This is a genomic window from Streptomyces sp. NPDC127129 (genome assembly GCF_042671585.1).
Lineage (GTDB): Bacteria > Actinomycetota > Actinomycetes > Streptomycetales > Streptomycetaceae > Streptomyces.
The window spans coordinates 1-18,850 of the sequence record NZ_JBHXTV010000023.1 but is presented as its reverse complement, the minus strand read 5'-3'; the positions used below and the strand labels follow the sequence as shown (position 1 = coordinate 18,850).

General features: G+C 74.0%; 11 protein-coding genes. 5 read left to right on the top strand and 6 right to left on the bottom strand.

The annotated features are described in order from the left end of the window. Positions 1-8: 8 nt before the first annotated feature. From trmB to ACFVGW_RS32970, 3 genes are all read right to left on the bottom strand, one after another. Positions 9-791 (bottom strand): tRNA (guanosine(46)-N7)-methyltransferase TrmB, encoded by a 783-nt coding sequence (trmB, locus tag ACFVGW_RS32980; protein WP_385854541.1) that lies wholly within the window; start codon positions 789-791, stop codon positions 9-11. A gap of 43 nt (positions 792-834) precedes the next feature. After that, positions 835-2,031 (bottom strand): L-2-hydroxyglutarate oxidase, encoded by a 1,197-nt coding sequence (gene lhgO, locus ACFVGW_RS32975; RefSeq protein ID WP_383226557.1) that lies wholly within the window; start codon positions 2,029-2,031, stop codon positions 835-837. Between the two features lie 69 nt (positions 2,032-2,100). Beyond that, complete coding sequence (locus ACFVGW_RS32970; RefSeq protein WP_352192307.1) at positions 2,101-3,546, bottom strand: MFS transporter; 1,446 nt, start codon at positions 3,544-3,546, stop codon at positions 2,101-2,103. Between the two features lie 589 nt (positions 3,547-4,135). Between ACFVGW_RS32970 and ACFVGW_RS32965 the strand changes: the two genes are divergently transcribed. Both ACFVGW_RS32965 and ACFVGW_RS32960 read left to right on the top strand, forming a co-directional pair. Beyond that, on the top strand, positions 4,136-6,262 hold the full coding sequence (locus tag ACFVGW_RS32965; protein WP_385854540.1) for an asparagine synthase-related protein: 2,127 nt from the start codon (positions 4,136-4,138) through the stop codon (positions 6,260-6,262). 205 nt (positions 6,263-6,467) lie between these two features. Next, the gene (locus tag ACFVGW_RS32960; RefSeq protein WP_385854539.1) at positions 6,468-9,896 is read left to right on the top strand and encodes an ATP-binding protein; all 3,429 of its coding nucleotides are present in this window, start codon (positions 6,468-6,470) and stop codon (positions 9,894-9,896) included. A gap of 113 nt (positions 9,897-10,009) precedes the next feature. Here ACFVGW_RS32960 and ACFVGW_RS32955 read toward each other — a convergent pair whose 3' ends face one another. Then, complete coding sequence (locus ACFVGW_RS32955; RefSeq protein ID WP_385854538.1) at positions 10,010-12,040, bottom strand: sigma-70 family RNA polymerase sigma factor; 2,031 nt, start codon at positions 12,038-12,040, stop codon at positions 10,010-10,012. A 226-nt stretch (positions 12,041-12,266) separates the two neighbouring features. Next, positions 12,267-13,070 (bottom strand): TetR/AcrR family transcriptional regulator, encoded by an 804-nt coding sequence (locus tag ACFVGW_RS32950; protein ID WP_385854613.1) that lies wholly within the window; start codon positions 13,068-13,070, stop codon positions 12,267-12,269. Between the two features lie 357 nt (positions 13,071-13,427). Between ACFVGW_RS32950 and ACFVGW_RS32945 the strand changes: the two genes are divergently transcribed. Both ACFVGW_RS32945 and ACFVGW_RS32940 read left to right on the top strand, forming a co-directional pair. Next, positions 13,428-14,792 (top strand): NAD(P)/FAD-dependent oxidoreductase, encoded by a 1,365-nt coding sequence (locus tag ACFVGW_RS32945; protein ID WP_383291725.1) that lies wholly within the window; start codon positions 13,428-13,430, stop codon positions 14,790-14,792. A 106-nt stretch (positions 14,793-14,898) separates the two neighbouring features. Next, positions 14,899-16,524: a SpoIIE family protein phosphatase gene (locus tag ACFVGW_RS32940; protein ID WP_383226569.1), complete on the top strand. Its 1,626-nt coding sequence runs from the start codon at positions 14,899-14,901 to the stop codon at positions 16,522-16,524. A 13-nt stretch (positions 16,525-16,537) separates the two neighbouring features. On the opposite strand, the gene ACFVGW_RS32935 is transcribed toward ACFVGW_RS32940, so the two are convergent. Beyond that, positions 16,538-17,815 (bottom strand): MFS transporter, encoded by a 1,278-nt coding sequence (locus ACFVGW_RS32935; RefSeq protein WP_385854612.1) that lies wholly within the window; start codon positions 17,813-17,815, stop codon positions 16,538-16,540. Positions 17,816-17,965: 150 nt separating this feature from the next. Here ACFVGW_RS32935 and ACFVGW_RS32930 point away from each other — a divergent pair, with 150 nt between their 5' ends. Then, positions 17,966-18,532: a MarR family winged helix-turn-helix transcriptional regulator gene (locus ACFVGW_RS32930; RefSeq protein WP_385854537.1), complete on the top strand. Its 567-nt coding sequence runs from the start codon at positions 17,966-17,968 to the stop codon at positions 18,530-18,532. Positions 18,533-18,850 lie beyond the last annotated feature (318 nt).

Here is an 18,850-nt window from a genome sequence, read left to right as displayed (position 1 = left end):
AAAGCGCCCTACTTCCTGCGGAAGAGCAGGTCGTGCACGACGTGGCCCTTGTCCAGGCCCTGTCCCTCGAAGCGGGTGAGGGGGCGGAAGGCCGGGCGGGGCGCGTAGCCGCCGTCCGGCTGGGTGTTCTCGAAGCCGGGGTGGGCGGAGAGCACCTCGAGCATCTGCTCGGCGTACTCCTCCCAGTCCGTCGCGCAGTGCAGGACGGCGCCGGGCTTCATCCGCGTCGCGAGCAGCGTCAGGAACTCGGGCTGGATCAGCCGCCGCTTGTGGTGACGCTTCTTGGGCCAGGGGTCCGGGAAGTAGACGCGGCAGCCGTCGAGGGCGTCGGCGTCGAGCATCTCGCGGAGCAGGATGATCGCGTCGCCGTTGGCGACCCGGACGTTCTCCATGCCGCCCCGGTCGGCGAGACCGAGGAGGTTGCCCTGGCCGGGGGTGTGGACGTCCACGGCGAGGATGCCGGTGCCGGGGTCGGCGGCCGCCATCTTCGCCGTCGCCTCGCCCATGCCGAAGCCGATCTCCAGGACGACGGGAAGGCCGCCGAACATGTCGTTCAGGTCGAGGATCCGCTTGCCGTCGATGTCGAGACCCCAGTCGGGCCAGCGCTTGAGCAGCGCCTCGGCCTGACCGGCGGTGACGCGGCTGCGGCGGGGCTGGAAGCTGCGGATCCGCCGCTCGTGGTGCGACCCGGCGGGATCGGGCAGCGGCCCTTCGCCGGCGGCGAACCTCTGACTGCCCCGCTGGAAGACGACGGGCTCGGTACGGGTGGCGGTTTCACGGGTCTCAGACACAATGCGCCCAATTCTACGGGGCGCGTCCCGGAAGGCCGGCCGGCTACAGCAGGGCCAGGGCCCGGCGGGCCACCTCGCGGCCGATCGGCAGGGACGCCGTCGCCGCGGGCGACGGCGCGTTCAGGACGTGGACCGTCCGCGGCGCCTCGCGGATCAGGAAGTCGTCCACCAGCGTCCCGTCCCGCAGCACCGCCTGCGCCCGCACCCCCGCCGGAGCCCGGCGCAGATCCGTTTCCTCCACCGAGGGGAGCAGCCTGCGCACCGCTTCCGTGAAGGCCCGCTTCGACAGCGACCGGCGCAGCTCACCCGCTCCGTACCGCCAGTGGTCCCGCGCGATCTGCCACGACCCGGGCCACGCCAGCGTCCCCGCCAGGTCACCGGGGCGTACGACCGACCAGTCGTATCCCTCCCGGGCGAGCGCCGGCACCGCGTTCGGCCCCACGTGCACACCGCCGTCGACACCGCGGGTCAGATGCACCCCGAGGAAGGGGAAGGCCGGATCGGGGACCGGATAGACCAGGCCGCGGATCAAGGAGGGATCCGCCAGCTCGTAGTACTCGCCCCTGAAGGGCACGATCCGCATGCCCGGCTCGTCCCCGGCGAGCAGCGCCACCCGGTCGCAGTGCAGCCCCGCGCAGTTCACCAGGACCCGTCCGCGCACGACCGTCCCGGCCGCCGTGCGGACGGCGACGCCCCAGGGCCGCCGGTCGACGGCGGTGACCTCGGAGCCGTACAGGATCCGGGCGCCGGAGGCCTCGGCGAGCTGGGCCGCCACCGCCCCGTAGTCACAGATGCCGGTCGTGCCGACATGGATCGCGGCGAGGCCCCGCACGCTCGGTTCGTACGCGGTGATCTGCGCGGGCCCCAGCTCCCGCACCGGGATGCCGTTCTCCCGGCCGCGCTGCACGAGCGCGTGGAGGCGGGGCAGCTCGTCCCGCCCGGTGGCGACGATCAGCTTCCCCGTGACCTCGTGGGGCAGGCCGTACTCCGCGCAGAACTTGACCATCTCGGCTGCGCCCGCGACGGCGAACCGCGCCTTCAGGGAGCCCGGCCGGTAGTAGATCCCGCTGTGGATCACTCCGCTGTTCCGCCCGGTCTGGTGGCGGGCCGGGCCGTGCTCCTTCTCCAGGACCGTGACGCGGGTGCCCGGCGCGGCGCGGGTCAGGGCGTACGCCGTCGACAGACCGACGATCCCGCCGCCGATCACGAGCACGTCGCAGTCGACGTCGTGCGTGGACACCTGCACCACCTCCCACCCCGATAGTGCACTGGCCCACTGACAAAGCCGCTAAACCCCGTGGGACACGCCTCACGCCGGGGCCATCAGAAGGGGCCGGGCCCGCTCGCGCAGCTCCATGACCCTCGGCTCGTCCCCGTACGGTTCGAGGCGGTGGAGCAGATCCCGTACGTACTCGGTGGTGCGGGCGGACGAGATACGGCCCGCGACCTCCACCGCGCGCGTGCCGGCCGCGCAGGCCGCGTCCAGATTGCCCGACTCCAGCTCCGCGACGGCCGAGACCACGAGCCGCAGCCCGTGCGAGCGGACGAACTCCTCCGTCGGCCGGGACAGCGCCTGCTCGGTGAAGCGGCGCACCTCGCGCGGCGCCTTCAGGTCCCGGTAGCACTCGGCGGCGTCCGCGCAGAACCGGTCGTACGAGTAGAAGCCCAGCCACGACGGGTCGGCGTCGCCCTCCCGCGAGCGCTCCAGCCAGCCCTCGGCCGCCTTGAGCGCGGCCGCGGCTGCCGTCCCGTCGTTGGCCTTCGCGTGGGCCCGGGCCTCGACCAGCCGGAAGAAGGACATGGTGCGGGCGGTGGCGAGTCCGCGGTTGCGCTCCAGGGCGGCCTGGGCGAGGTCCACGCCCTCGTCGGCGAAGCCCCGGTAGGTGGCCTGGAGCGACATGGAGGCGAGGACGTAGCCGCCCAGGGGCACGTCGGCGGCGGCGCGGGCGAGGCGCAGCGCCTGGATGTAGTAGCGCTGGGCGGCCTCCTGCTGGCCGGTGTCGAAGGCCATCCAGCCGGCCAGCCGGGTGAGCTCGGCGGTCGCGCCGAACAGGGCCCGGCCGACCTCGTCCGAGTACGAGCCGAGCAGCAGCGGTGCCGCGTCGACGCGTAAGCACTCGGGCACCATCGAGGAACGCCAGTCCCCGCCGCCGTACTTGGAGTCCCAGCGGCGCGCGTCCTCGGCCGCCTCGCGGAGCTTGGCGACGTCGCTGTGGCCCACGCGCGCGTGGGGGCCGGTCTCGGGCCCCTCGGCCGCCGGTCCTTCGACGGGTCCGACCATCCGCTCCACGGAGGAGTCGGCGGGCGTGATGAGCCAGCGCGAGGCCGGCGTCGCGTAGGCGCTCACCGCGAACGAGCCGGCCAGGGACTGCCAGATGCCGCCTCCGCCGGCCCGGCGGCCGGCGAGATCCAGTCGGTAGAGCTCGGTCGCCGAGCGGACCGCCTCACCCACGTCACGGGGGAAGGCGAGACCCACCTCGGGCGCGGGATCGGCGTCCGCGAGCCCGATCTCGTGCAGCGGCACGGGACGGCCGAGCTTCTGGCCGATCGCGGCGGCGATCAGATGCGGCGCCGCCCCCTGCGGCACCATGCCCTTCGACACCCACCGGGCCACCGACGTCTTGTCGTAGCGAAGCGTCAGACCGCGCTGTGCGCCGAGGTCGTTGACACGCCGGGCGAGGCCGGCGTTGCTGATTCCCGCGAGGGCGAGAACCGTGCCGAGCTTTTCGTTCGGCCCGCGTTGCTCCCTGGACATGACGCCACCCCTCGACCCCAGACGGCCGCCACGACGCCGGGCATAGGCGTGCGGCATTCGTAAACACAGCGTAGTTCGCCGCATCCCTACCGTTAAGGGGCGGAGTTCCGTATGGCGGGATTGTTGTGGGAACAGACGGATGGCCGACAGATGGCGTAGTGGCGTCGGCCGGTCCGGCGCCGCCCGGCGGCCGCGGGGGCGCTCGCGGAGCGACCCGGGGCGCGTGCCCCGGTCGTGTGGCCGTGCGCCCGGCCGTGCGCTCTCGCCCGGCCGGGTGGGGGAGCGCTTCCATGAGTCCTGCGTGGGTCGGCCCACTCGGCTGTGGACCGGTGGGCTGGGGGATACCGTCGCCCCATTCCCCGCGGGCGGCGGACGGTTCCGGGAGGCGAAGAGCGCCTCCCGGACTGCCGAAGATCCACGGAGCCGTATCCGCGCCATCGAGAATGGCCGAATGACGACGGTCGGCGAATCGGTCACAACTGGCTCATGCCAGGGGCGCATTCGCGTTTGCGCGCGCGACCCCGGAGCCCCCTCCACGCGCGGTTGTCGTGGCAGCATGTTCCTCCACTGAACCGACGTGGAGGCGCCGATGCGATGGCTGGTGGGCTGGAGCAGTGTCGCCGCGAGCTTCGGACCGACGGGCACGGCCGGCGCCGTGGGCGGGCCGACCGCCGAGGGGCGCACGGTGCACCCGGTGGGCGCACAACTGCTGTGGGGTGACCCCGATCCGCTCTGGGCGGTCGGCGACTGGCGCCCCGACGAGGTCCGCGTGATCGGCATCGACGCGCACACCCGCCTTGCCGTACTGGGGTGTTGCGCCGCCAGCGACGAGGAGCTGAGGGTCGGGCTGCTCACCGCGCGCGGGGGCGCGCTGCGCCATCTCACCGCCTGGGCCGGCAGCTACACGGCCGTGGTGCAGGTCGGCCGCCGGATCACCGTGACCGGCGATCTGGCGGGCGCGCGGCCGGTGTTCCACACCCCGTGGGCGGGCGGCACGGCGTACGCGACGGCCGCCCTGCCCCTCGCGGACCTCATCGAGGCCCAGCTCGACATCGGGCATCTGGCGGCGCTGCTCGCCTGCCCGGAGACCCCCGAGGCACTGCGCGACTCCACACCGTACGAAGGGGTGAAGCGGGTACCGCCCGGGCACGCCCTGATCCTGCGCGAGGGTTCTCGCGAGATCACCGGATACGAAGCGGTGGCCTCGCTGGCCGTCGCCGCGGCTCAGATCGAGCCGCGCCGGGCGGTGGAGGGCGTACGGGACGCGCTGATCGACGCCGTACGGGCCCGGCTCACCGCGCCGCGGCACGCACCGGAGTCGCCCCTTCCGGACCCGGGACCCGTGCCCGGCATGGGACCGGCCGAGCGACGGGCGGCCCGGGGCGGCGGCCCGGCGCCCGGCATCGGGGCGGATCTGTCGGGCGGCAGCGCCTCCGGAACGCTCGCGCTGCTCGCGGCCGGTCTGCCGGGCGTGCCCGGGACGATCCTCGGGCACGGCACGGGCGCGGGCGAGCGGCTGCTCGCCGTCACGTTCAACGACCTCACCGCGCCGGGAGGACCGGACCGCGAGGACGAACTGGAACGGGCCCGGACCATCGCGTCCAACCCGCGGCTGCACCATGTGGTCGTGGCGGCCGGCGAGGAGGCGCTGCCGTACGCCGAGCTGGACGGGCCGCTGACCGACGAGCCCGGCACCTCCCTGGTCGTCGCCGACCGGCACCGGCGGCGGCTCGCGGGCGGCAGCGCGGACCACTTCACGGGCCTGGGAGCCCGTCAGGTCCTGGACGCCCACCCGGCGCGCCTCGCCGATCTGCTGATGGACCGGCGGCGCAGATCGCTGGTCCGCCCGGTGACGGCTCTCGCCAAGGCCACGGGCCCGTCGGCGGGTTCGCTGCTCGTCCCGCTGACGATGTACCGCGCGGCGCGCCGGCTCGCCCGCACCCCGTACCGCGCCGGCATCGAGGAGGCCGCCGCGCGGCTCCTGGAGGCGAACCGGCCGGGGCCGGGGTCCTTCGTCGGCCCGGTGGAGGCGTCCCTGTCCGCGCTGACCTGGTCGCGTCCGGGCCCGGCGGCGCGATGGCTGACCGGCGAGGCGCTGGCCGAAGTATCGGTTCGCCTGACCCGGGCGGCGACACTGCCGACGTCGGTGCAGCGCCCGGGAGAGGCACGCGCGCGTGCGGCGCTCGCCCGGGCGGCGGCCGACCACCGGGTCCTGGAACAGGCGGCCGAGATCCGCGGCCAGCGACTGCACGCCCCGTTCCTCGACAACCAGGTCGTACGGGCCTCCCGCGACCTCCCCGAATCGCTCCGGGTCCAGCCGGGCGCCCGGGCCTCGGTCCTGCGCACGGTCCTCGCGGGCGCGGGCGTCCACGATCTCCCGCCCGGCTGGGGCACACCGAACCCGGCGGTCCCGGCCGCGGCCACCCGCGCGGGCCTGCGCGCCGCGCTCCCGCACCTGATGGCCCTCTTCGACGCCCCGCTCCTCGCCGACGCGGGCCTGATCGAGGCCCGCGTGGTCCGCAAGGCCCTCCACGCAGCCGCCGACGGCGACCCGGTGCCCCTGGACGGCCTCGCCGACCTGGTCTCCACCGAACTCTGGCTCCACCGCCTCCTCGCCCGCCGCGGCACCTGCTGGACGGGCACGGCGGCCCCCCGCCGCCGCCAGGCGGTGGTAGGACCCCTGGTCCCGGAGAGCAGGCGATCACTGCCGGCGTGAGGGGCGGGAGCGGGCGGGGGCGAAACGGTGACAGCACGCTCGCCCGAGTGAACGTCCTCCGGACTCCGCTCTGGCCGGCGACATACGCGGAGATCTTCGTACCGAGCGACGGAGACTGGCAGGGCGATGCTGCGTTCCGACTCCTCGCGCCGCGCCCGGGTAAACCCCGAGGCGCACGGCACCTCCCGCGGGGACAATGGCGCGCGTGCGGTATCTGATCCTCGGCTCCACCCTGGCGCTCGACGCCCACGGCACGCCCCTTCCCCTGGGCGGAGCCCGGCTGCGCGCGCTGCTCGCCGCGCTCGCCTCACGTGCCGGGCGGGCCGTCTCCGTCCCCGAGCTCGTCGACGACGTGTACGGCGACGAACCCCCGCACGACGCCCCCGCCGCCCTCCAGGCCCTCGTCGGACGGCTGCGCCGCGTGCTGGGCAAGGAGGCCGTCGAGTCCCTGCCCGGCCCCGGCTACCGCCTCGCCGCCGGACCGGACGACGTCGACCTGTACGTCTTCGAGCAGCACGTCCGGGACGCCGGCGCCCGCCTCGACGCCGGCGACCCCGAGAGCGCCGCCGAACTCCTCCGTACCGCCCTCGCCCTCTTCCGCGGTCCCGCCCTCGCCGACCTGCCCGCCCACGCGCGCGTGCGCCCCGAGGCGCAGCGGCTCGCCGCCGTACGGCAGCGCGTGGAGGCCGACCTGAGGCGCGGCGCCGTGGAGGGACTCGTACCGGAGCTGTCCGAACTCACCGGCGCGTACCCGTACGACGAGGGCTTCCACGCCCAACTCGTCCGCACCCTGCGGGCCGAGGGCCGGCAGGCCGACGCCCTCGCCGCGTACGAGGACGCCCGCCGCACGCTCGCCGAGGGCCTCGGCGCCGACCCGGGCGCCGAACTCGCCGCGCTCCACCGGGAGCTGCTCCGGTCGGCCGCACCCCCGCCCCCGCCGCCGTACGAGACCGGGAACATCCGCCGCCGCCTGACCTCCTTCGTCGGCCGGGAACCCGAACTCGCCGCCCTCCGCGCCGACCTCGCCCGCTCCCGTCTCGTCACGCTCACCGGGCCGGGCGGTTCCGGCAAGACCCGCCTCGCCGAGGAGGTCGCGCTCGCCCTGCAGGACGGCACGCCTCCGCGGCCGCCCGGGGCCGAGGCCCGGACGGCGCCCGGTGCACAGGCCGTGACGGCCCCGGCGGAGGTACCCGACACGCCCCGCGCCGCCTGGCTCGTCGAACTCGCGCCGCTCGACGATCCCAGCGCCGTACCCGGAGCCGTCCTCTCCGCCCTGCGGCTCCGCGAGACCCACCTGATCACCCGCGAGGGACAGCCCCTCCACGACGACCCCACCGACCGTCTCGTCGAACACCTCGCGCCCCGCTCCCTCCTCCTCGTCCTCGACAACTGCGAGCACGTCGTCGACGCCGCGGCCGCCCTCGCCGAGACCCTCCTCACGCACTGCCCCCACCTGCGCGTCCTCGCCACCAGCCGCGAGCCCCTCGGCGTCCCGGGAGAAACGGTCCGGCCCGTCGAACCCCTGCCGCCCGACCCGGCCCACCGCCTCTTCGCCGAACGCGCCCGCGCCGTACGCCCCGACTTCGACCTCACCGCCTCCGGTACTGGCTCCGACACCGCCTCCGACCCCGGCACCGCCTCCGGCACTGGCTCCGACCCCGGCACCCGCACCGGCTCCCGCACCGGCTCCGACCCCGGCACCCGCACCGGCTCCGACCCCGGCGGCGACGGCCCCGGCGCCGTGGACGAGATCTGCCGCCGCCTCGACGGCCTCCCCCTCGCCATCGAACTGGCCGCCGCCCGGCTGCGGCTGCTCACCCCGCGCCAGATCGCCGACCGGCTCGACGACCGCTTCCGGCTCCTCACCTCCGGCAGCCGGACCGTCCTGCCCCGCCAGCAGACCCTCCGCGCCGTCGTCGACTGGTCCTGGGACCTCCTCGACCCGGACGAGCGCACCTTGCTGCGCCAGGTCTCCGTCTTCGCCGGCGGCTGGGATCTCGCCGCGGCCGAGGCCGTCGCCGTGGCCCTCGCCCCGAACGCCGCCGACGTGCTCGGCGCGCTCGTCGACAAGTCCCTCGTCGTCGCCACCCCCACCGACGAGGGGGAGATGCGCTACCGGCTCCTGGAGACCATCCACGAGTACGCCGCCGAGCGCGCCGCCGAGCGGCCCGACCTGCGCGCCGCCGCCGAGGCGGCCCACACCGCGTACGTCACGGACCTCGCCGAACGGGCCGAACCCCTGCTCCGCTCGGGCGAGCAACTCCCCTGGATCCGGCGGATCGAGACCGACCTCGACAACATCCGCGCCGCCCTCCACCGCACGGTCGTCACGACCCCCGACGAGGCCGCCGCCCACCGTCTCGTCTTCGCCATGGGCTGGTTCTGGTGGCTGCGCAACTACCGCCCCGAGGGCCTGGCCTGGGTCGAGCGCACCCTGCTCCTCGGCGACGACCCGGAGCCCCCGGCCGACCCGGACCGCCCGGACGACCCCCGGTACTGGCCCCGCATGCAGCTGCGCATGCTGTCGTTCTTCCTCGCCGTGGAGAGCCGCAGCGCCGCCGAACTGCGCGACGACCCCGAGGCCACCGCGCTGGTCGAGCGGGTGCGCGCCGCCTTCGGCGACCGGCCCGGACCCCAGTCGGCCCGCTTCCCCGGCCTCATCTGGCCCTTCACCGGCTACCTCACCGAGAACCCCTCCACCATCCGCGCGATGCTCGACGCCGCCGTGGAGACCTGCCGTCGGTACGGCGGCGAGTGGGAGATCGGCGTCACCCTGATGTTCCGTACGCACCTCGTGATCGACATGCCCGGCGACATGCCCGGAGTGGACGAGGACCTCGTCGAGCTGCGCGCCCTGTCACGCCGGGTCGGCGACCGCTGGATGCGGGCCCAGGTCGCGAGCGCGGCGGCCGAGACGCACATGATGCGCGGCCGTCACGAGCAGGCGAGAGAGGCGTACGAGGAGGCACTCGGCCTGGCGCGCGAGGTCGGCGCGCACGCCGAGTCCCCCTTTCTGCTCGCCCGCCTCGCCGAACTCGCCTACCGTGCCGGCGACATGGCGGCCGCCGAGAAGGGCCTGGACGAGGCCACGGCGGAGGCCGCCCGCCACCACGTCAACGACACGGCGACGTTCGTCCTGTTCATGAGGGCGGCGATCGCCCTCCAGCGTGACGAGGTGCGGTCCGCCCGCGCGCACATGGACCAGGCGCGCCGACTGGCCGTCACCGGCACCCCGCCCCCGCACTTCACGGCCGTCCTGATCGGCCTCTCCGCTCGCGTCTCGGCGGCCGAGGGCCGGGGCCCGGCCGCCGTGACGGAGGCGGTCGAGGCCCTGGACCTCGCGCACCACGGCCAGTGCGGCGACTACGTCACGGCCTCGCTCGCGGAGGGCGTGGCGGCCACACTCGGCGCGAGCGGCGCCCTCTCGCTCGCGGTACGGGTCCTGGCCGCCGTCGACACCTGGCGTGCCGAACTCCCGCGCTCGGTCCCCGAACGCCGCGAGTGGGAGGCGCTGATGTCCCGCGCCCGTACGGAACTGGGCGGGGCCGCGAGCGAGAAGGTGTACGCGGAGGGCGCCCGGATGGCCCCGGACGAGGTCATCGCCCTGGCGTCCGCGTACGCGACGGGCGCCTGAGCGGCCTCGCCCGGCAGCCGGGCGGACGGGCGAGACCGGGCCGCCTGGCCGGCGGGCGGCCGGGGCGCCGGACCGTCGTCCGCCCCGCCCCGCCCCGCCCGCACCCGCCCCGCTCACGCGCAGCTGATGCGGGACTGCGCCCAGTCCGCGACCGCGGCCCGGCCGAACGGGGTGTGCTCCTCCACCACCAGTCGGATCGTCCTGAGCCCCGTGAGGTCCACATGGACCGGGACGGCGGGCCCGCCGGGCCGGACGACGTCCGAGCGCCAGAGCCGCTCACCGTCTCCGTACACGGCGAAGCGCACGCCGCCGGCCCGGAGCGGCGCGCTCAGGTCGTCGACGCCCACGAGCGCGTCGTAGGCGGTGCACTGCCGGTTGAGGTCGATCACGAGCGCGGACGGCGCGTGCACGCTCACGCCGTGCGCGTACCGCGTGCCGCCGATCGACAGCCCGTCGCGCTGCCACATCCAGCTGCTGTCACCGATCCGTACCTCGGGCTCGGTGCCGTCGCCGAAGACGCCGTAGTCGAGCTGGTTGACCTGGTAGACGGCCGGTGGTGCGGGCGGCGGCGTGGGCTTGGGCGCCGGTTTCGACGGGGCCGGCTCAGGGGTGGGGCTCGGCTTCGGCGGCGGGGTGGGGCTCGGACTCGGCTCGGCCGTCGGCTTCGGCGCGGGCTTCGGTTTCGGGCTGGGCGGTGGTGTCGGCTCGGGTGATTCGACGGCCGCCGGCGCGGGCGGCGCCGGAGGCTCGGGGGTCGGCTTCGGCGGCGGTGCCGGTGCCGGTTCCGGTGGTACGGCGGGGGCGACGGCCGGCGGCGAGGGTTCGGGCCGCGCGACCGGCTGCGGATCCCCGGAGAGCGCCCACACCAGGCCGGCGGTGGCGGCGACGGCCACCGCTGCCACGAGGCCCGCCTTCGCGGGGGCGCCGAGCCCCTCGGCCGCGGCGGCGGACGACGCCCCGGCCGAGCTCGACGAACCGGCGCCCGTCGCGGCGGCGGCCGCACCGGCACCGGCCGCGCCCGCGACCCCGCCGGCCACCACACCCGCGGCCTTGAGCGAGTACCCGGCGGCGAACCAGCCGATGACGGCGATCGGCAGCAGCGCGGGGATCCCGGCGTTCACATGCTCCAGCTCACCGGCGGCGATCCGGCACTTGGCGCACTCCTCCAGGTGTTTGCGCAGCCCGCGTTCGGCCCGCATCCGCAGACCCCCGCGCGCGTACGCGCCGAGCCGGTCGGCGTAGCGGGCGCAGTCGCCGCCCGCGGTGAGCGACTGGCTGACGTGCGCCTGGAGATAGGCCTGCTTGAGGCCCTCGCGGGCCCTGCTGGCGAGCACGGCCGTGGCGTTGGCGGTGAGCCCGAAGAGCGGGGCGACGTCGCTCGGCGACTCCTCCTCGACGGTGGTGTGCCACAGCACGGCCTGCCACCGCTCGGGCAGCGAACGGAACGCCTGCATCGCCAGAGACTGTTCGGCCTCGTGCATGGCAAGGACGTCGGCGCCGAGGTCGAGCCCCGCTCCGAAGGACGCCGTGGGGTCGGCGGCCTCGGCCGCGTGCCCCGCCTGTGCCGCGAACACCGCGAAGTCCTCGACCAGATGCTCCCGCCGCTGTGTGCGCGTCCAGTGCGCGGCCACCCGTCGGACCGTGGTCAACAGGTAGGCCCGTACGGCCTGCTCGGGCCCCGCCCCGCCCCGTACCGCCTGGAGCGTGCGGGCGAACACCTCCGCCGTCAGGTCGTCGGCGGTGTGTGCGTCGCGGCAGCACGTCCGGGCGTAGCGGCGCACGGCGTCGGAGTGGCGGCGGAACAGCTCCTCGTACGCGCTGTCGTCGCCGTCCCGCATCAGCTGGATGAGATCGGCGTCCGAGGGCGGCAGTTCGAACGGCGGCGGCAGGACGGTGTCGTGCGCGTCGGCCCCGGCCGGGGCGGGCAACGGCGCCCCGTGCTCCCGCTGCTGAGGCACGCTGGGCTCGGCCGGGCCACCGGGTCCTACGGCGGGTCCTACGGCGGATCCTGCGGCGGGTCCCGGGACGGGCGCGGCGGAGGAACCTCCTGGTCCGCCCTGGTGCGGAACCTGCCGGGGCGGAAGGTTCCCGGTCTCCGTGGTGCCGCCGTTGCCCACCGGCTCGTCGCGACCGTCACCGCTCATCGCGGAAGCCCCCGTCTGCACGCTCAGACCCGAACACCGGCCAAGCGTGCCACAGCGCGATGACGCGCTGAACCTTCGCGTCCACTTACCACTCGTCCGGGGCGACTTCCTGTATCCGGGCGTAACCGCTCATGTGTTCGTGCCATGCTCGAAGGTCCGCCTGGGGGCGGCCGGCCCACCGGCCCGACCGAGACGCCCGGACCGGTTGCTCACCTCAGGACGCGAACTACCGCGAGCGCAGGCCCTCCAGAAGGATGTCCAGCAGTCGCGCCGAGGCCGCCGCCTGCTGCGCCGCGTCCGGCAGCGCGGGCGCCGCCGTGGCGATGACGAGCAGAACGTCCGCCACGGTCACGTCGGCCCGCAGCTCGCCCGCCTCACGGGCCCGGTCCACGAGCTGCCCGACGACCTCCAGGAGCGCCGCCGCACCGGCGTCGTCCTGCTCCCCGCCCGGCACTGCACGCGGCGCGGCCACGCGCGGCTCGGTCTGGTCGGAGAAGCCCCGCTGATGCGGCACCCGGGCCGCGTCGCCCGCGGCCTGCGCGGGCAGCAGCAGGTCCTCGACGTCCACGCCGACCCTCAGGATCTGCGGCGGCAGCAGCCGCCCCGCACCCGAGGCCACCGAGGTCCGCAGGAACCGGGAGAGCGCCGACCAGGGCTCCTCCTCCTGCCCCAGGGCCGTGCGCGCCTGGTCGGTCAGCCGGGCGGTCTCCTCCTCGGCTATCCGGCGCACCAGCACGTCCTTGCTCGGGAAGCGGCGGTAGACCGTGCCCACGCCGACCCGGGCGCGCCGCGCCACATCCTCCATGGGCGCCCCGTAACCGAGTTCGCCGAAGACCTCGCGCGCCGCGCGCAGCACGTGCTCCAGGTTCCGCTGCGCGTCCACGCGCAGCGGTGCCGAGCGGCCTATCGCCGTCGACGGCCCGGGGCCCGTACCCGTCGCTGTACCCGTACCCGCACCCGTACCACGACCGTCGAGCGAGCCGTCCGTGGTCCCGACGACGGCCTGCCACCGCGAATCCTGCATGTGCATAAGCGTTCCCCCGCTCATGATGTCTCCCCCCGGAGACTCCCCGCCCTGACGCGGGGTCCATGAACCTGTCTGCGGCGCTCTGGTCCATGCGCCGCGATCCGATACCCCGTCGAGGTACGAACATAGTTGAGTCGAGGTCAATTCAGAAGGGGGAGTTCCGTACGGTGCGCCCCCCGATCGGAGCAAGGGCCTGAACTCTCCCGATTCCGGTCCGCCACGCCACCCCCCGCGCCCACTCTGACCTGCGTGGTTCCCGCTGTACCCACCCTGTGCGCCACCCCATGCCCCCGCGCACCTCCGGTCACACAATTTGCCGGGGCTGTGGACAAACCCCGAACGGCGTTGCGTCATGGGACAGTGACCGAACCTGCGCGCATTCTCGTTGTCGGCGGTGGCTACGTCGGGATGTACACCGCGCTGCGCCTGCAGCGGCAGCTCAAGGCCGAGCTCAGAGCCGGTTCCGTCGAGATCGTGGTGGTCACGCCCGACCCGTACATGACGTACCAGCCGTTCCTGCCCGAGGCCGCCGCCGGCTCGATCTCCCCGCGCCATGTCGTCGTCCCGCTCCGCCGCGTCCTGGACAAGTGCCGGATCACCATCGGCGAGGTCCACGCCGTCGACCACGCCAAGCGGACCGCGACGCTCTCCACCCTCGCCACCGAGGAGGAGGGCAGCGGCAACGTCGAGCTCACCTACGACGAACTGGTCATCGCGCCCGGCTCGATCTCCCGGACCCTCCCCGTCCCCGGCCTCGCCGACTACGCGATCGGCTTCAAGACCGTCGAGGAGGCCATCGGACTGCGCAACCACGTCATCGAGCAGATGGACATCGCCTCCTCCACCCGCGACCCCGGTCTGCGCGACGCCGCCCTCACCTTCGTCTTCGTCGGCGGCGGCTACGCGGGCGTGGAGGCGCTCGCCGAGCTGGAGGACATGGCCCGCTACACCGCGCGGTACTACCACAACATCAAGCCGGAGGACCTGAAGTGGGTCCTGGTGGAGGCGTCGAACCGGATCCTCCCCGAGGTCGGCGAGAAGATGGGCACGTACGCGATCCGCGAGCTGCGCGGCCGCAACATCGACGTACGCCTGGAGACCCGGCTCGACTCCTGCGAGGACCGGGTCGCCGTCCTCAGCGACGGCAGCCGCTTCCCGACCCGGACCGTCGTCTGGACCGCGGGCGTGAAGCCGGCACCGGTCCTCGCCTCCACCGACCTGCCGCTCGACGAACGCGGCCGGATCAAGTGCACTGCCCGGCTGACCGTCGAGGGCGTCGAACACGCCTGGGCGGCCGGAGACGCCGCGTCCGTCCCCGACCAGACGTCGGACGTGGACGGAGCGCTCTGCGCGCCGAACGCACAGCACGCCGTGCGCCAGACCAAGGTGCTGGCCGAGAACGTTGCCGCGTCCCTGCGCGGACAGCCGCTCAAGGAGTACGCGCACTCGTACGCGGGGTCGGTCGCCTCCCTCGGCCTCCACAAGGGCGTGGCACACGTCTACGGGCGCAAGCTCAAGGGCTACCCCGCCTGGTTCATGCACCGCGCCTACCACCTCAGCCGCGTCCCGACCTTCAACCGGAAGGCCCGCGTGCTGGCCGAATGGACCCTCTCCGGACTCTTCAAGCGGGAGATCGTCTCGCTCGGCTCGCTGGAACACCCGCGCGCCGAGTTCGAACTCGCCGCCGCGCCCCCGCCCCCCAAGAACGGCCCGAAGCCCGGCTGACACCGATGTCAGTGCGGTCCGTCACACTGGACGTGTGACCATAGGTGGGCTCACACCTGCACAGAGTGACTCAGCACGGCCAACAGACCACGAGGCATACAGATCCGTGAACTTCACCCGTTGGAGCGCCCGACTCCCCGGCACGCAGCGCCGTACGGCGGCGCGGGGGACCGAAGGCTCCGTGCCCGCGGCCCGCGGTGAGTACGAGCGGCAGCCTGAGCCCCTCCCCGACGAGGTCCCCGCCCTGGAGGACTTCTCCGCACGGGAGATCATCGGCCGCCTTCCCGGCCTCGTCGCGCTCGCGCACGGCCCCGAGCACCGCATCGCGTACGTCAACGACGCCTACGCCGCCGCCTTCGGCCCCCGCCCGGCCGGGGCCACGGTCGCGGACGTCTGCCCCGAGGCCGAGGAGCTGGGGCTGCTGCCGCTGATGGACCAGGTCCTGCGCAGCGGCAAGCCCCGCACGGTCAAGTCCCGCAAGACCCGGGACGGAGGCTCGTACACGGTCACCTGCCTGCCGGTGGAGTCCCCGCGCTTCGAGGGCGGCGGCGTCCTCGTGCACGCCTCCGACGTCACCGACCATGCTGAGGCCGCCGAGCGGCTGCGCGCCAGCGAGCGCCGGCACCGCGAGACCGCCGTCACCCTCCAGCGCTCGCTGCTCCCGCAGGAGCTGGAGCAGCCCGACGACCTGCGCATCGCCGCCACGTACCAGCCCGGCGGCACGGACGCGGCCGTCGGCGGCGACTGGTACGACGTGATCACGCTGGGCGCGGGACGCACCGCGCTGGTCATCGGCGACGTGATGGGCCGCGGCGTGCGCGCCGCCGCCGTCATGGGCCAGCTCCGCACCGCCGTGCGGGCCTACGCCCGGCTCGACCTGCCCCCGCACGAAGTGCTCCAGCTCCTCGACGGCCTCGCCGCCGAGATCGACGCCAGCCAGATCGCCACCTGCGTCTACGCGGTCCACGACCCCAACGAGGGCAAGCTCGTCTACGCCTCCGCCGGCCACCTCCCGATCCTCGTCAGGGACGAGGACGGCACGGTCCGCCGCGCCGAGGACCCCACGGGACCCCCGCTCGGCACCGGCGGCTGGCTCCACACCTCCGGGTCGATCGCCCTGCCGCCCGGCTCGACGGCCGTCCTCTATACGGACGGTCTGGTCGAACGCCGACGCGAGGACATCGACGAGGGCGTAGCCGCCCTGGAGCGCGCGCTCTCCGGTGCCCTCGGCGCCCCCCAGGTCGTCTGCGACCGCCTGCTGCGCTCGCTCGGCGTCACCGCCGAGCACGACGACGACGTCGCCGTCCTGGTCGTCCAGCATCCGTCCCGCAAGGGACCGGACGCGGAGCTGTTCCACAACGCGGCCCTGGAACTGCTCGGGGGAGTGGAGGCGGCCCCACGCGCGCGTGCCTTCGCCTCGGGCGTCCTCTCCAGCTGGCGCTTCCCGGTCGAACTGCGCGACCTCGGGGTCCTCGCCACCAGCGAGCTGGTGGCGAACTCCCTGAAGCACGGCACCCCGCCCATGCGCCTGCGGCTGCGCCGCACGGACCGGCGGCTGATCATCGAGGTCACCGACGGGGACGACCACCTGCCGCGCCGCCGCAGGGCGGAGACGGAGGACGAGGCGGGCCGCGGGATCTCGATCATCGCGACGATCGCCTCGTCCTGGGGAAGCCGCCGTACGCCGGGGGGCGGCAAGGCGGTCTGGTGCGAGTTCGCCCTGCCCGACTAGGACGCGGCCGGGCTCAGGCGGAGACGCTCTCCCTCTCGGGCAGGTGCTGGGCCACCACCCGGGAGGGCTTCGTGGCCAGGTACGGCTGGTCCTGCACCGGCGTGAGCTGCCTGCCGAGACGCAGCGCCAGGTAGGTGATCCCGAGCGAGAAGAGCACGAAGGTCACGATGTACGGGCCGTGCAGCGCGGCTCCCATGGGCCCGCCCACCGCGGGACCGACGGCCAGCGCGAGCTGCTTGACCAGCGCGAACGCCGAGTTGTACTGACCGACCGCCGACTCCGGCGCGAGGTCCGCGACCAGCGGCGCCACGGTCGGCGACAGCATCGCCTCGCCGAGCCCGAAGAGGGCGTACGTCGAGACGAAGGCGGCCGTCGCCATCGCCTGGCTGCCGTGCCCGAGCCCCGCGTACCCGGCGATCACCCACGCCACGGCCCAGATCAGACCGACGGCCGCGATCACGCGGGACCGGCGGCGGCGCTCGACGAAGCGCAGCACCACGAACTGGGCGACGACGATGACGGCCGTGTTGGCGGCCAGCGCGATCCCCAGCGTCGACGGCTGGATGCCCGCGGCCTCGGTGCCGTACGCCGCGAGACCCGACTCGAACTGCCCGTAGCAGGCGAAGAACAGCACGAAGCCCAGGACGCACAGCTGCACCATGGCCTTGTGCCCGAGCAGCGCCCGGACGCCGCCGCCCTTGGAGGCGGCCGGCCGGGTGGACTGCAGGGCGGGGGAGCCCGGCATCCGCACGGTCAGCACGATCCCGGCGAGGACCAGGAACATGACCGCTTCGATCGAGAAGAGAAGGAGGAAGCTGCCCGGCCGGCTCTCGTCGACGAGCTGGCCACCGATCAGACCGCCGACACCGAGTCCGAGGTTCTGCAGGAAGAACTGCATGGCGAAGGACCGGGTCCGGGAGGCCGGGTCGGAGCACCAGACGATCATCGTCGCGAGCGCCGGCTGCATCACGGCCGTACCGGCGCCGAGCAGCGCGGCCGAGCCGACGACGGTGGGCACGCTGCCCGAGAGCCCCATGCCCAGCGCGCCGAGCGACGCGAGGACGGCGGCGACGAGAAGGACGGGGACGGGCCCGCGCCGGTCGATGGCGCGTCCGCTGAAGGGCAGGACGACGAGTGCGGCCATGGCGAAGACGGCAAGCACGATGCCCGCCGTGGTCGCGCCCAGGTCCCGCACCTGAGCCACGTACACATAGAGGTACGGAACGGTGAAGCCGAGTCCGAACGCGCTCAGCGCGCTGCCTGCCTGGATCCGGCGCATCGCTGCACCCATCGCCTTGGTCACACTCACCCACTTCGATCGGAGTCTCAGACCTTCAGACCTGTAGGCCTGAACCCTGAAGACTTCAACACTAAAATTAGATCCTTAACAATACACATGGAAGGACTTCAACGCCAACGGCGAGCGTGGGATACTCCCCGCATGTCCGACACCCCCGAGCCGTCCGGCCCGCGTCCCCCGCAGGAACCGACCCTCGACGAGCAGATCGCGGCCTATCAGCGCGAGTACCGCGACCTGGACCCCCAGGTCGAGAAGGTGGTCTCCGCCCTCGGCCGGCTGAACCGCCGGATGAACGTGGCCTACGGCCGCCAGCTCGCCGACCTGGGCATCAGCAACGCCGAGTGGGAGGTCCTCAAGACCCTCGTGCTCGCCGGCGCTCCCTACCGCCTGGGCCCGGGCGAGCTGGCCAAGCGCCTCGGCCTCACCCCGGCGGCGATGACGCACCGCATCGACCGCATGGCGGGCGAGGGCCTGGTGACCCGCGACCGCGACGAGAACAACCGCGTCCGCGTGATCGTGGAGCTGACCGACGAGGGCCGCTCGAAGTGGCTCGAGGCGATGCGCATGGCGACGGACTTCGAGGAGGAGCTCCTCCAGGACCTGACCGGCGAGGAGCGCACGGGCCTCGGCGACATGCTGATCCGTCTCCTCCGCAGGGTCGAGCACACCCAGCCCGACGCGGGCGGCCGGCTCACGGACCTGGACTGAGGGCATCCGGAGCATCATCGGACCGGGGTTGACACGCCCCCGCCGTATCCGTAGTGTTCTCCGAGTTGTCACGGGGCCGGAACGGTTCTGCGACAGCCACTCCCGCCGCTGATGCGGCACCTCTTCTCAGCACGATCTCCCAGCCGGGACGAATTTCGGCATGCCGAAATTCATTTCGAATGGCTCGATTATGAGTCGCCCGGGAAATCCGCTAGAGTTTGAGCGTCGGAACGGCCCAACAGCCGCGAAGACAACTCCCGCTGACTGGGAATCAGGCCCGAAAGGATCTGATAGAGTCGGAACCGCCGGAAAGGGAAA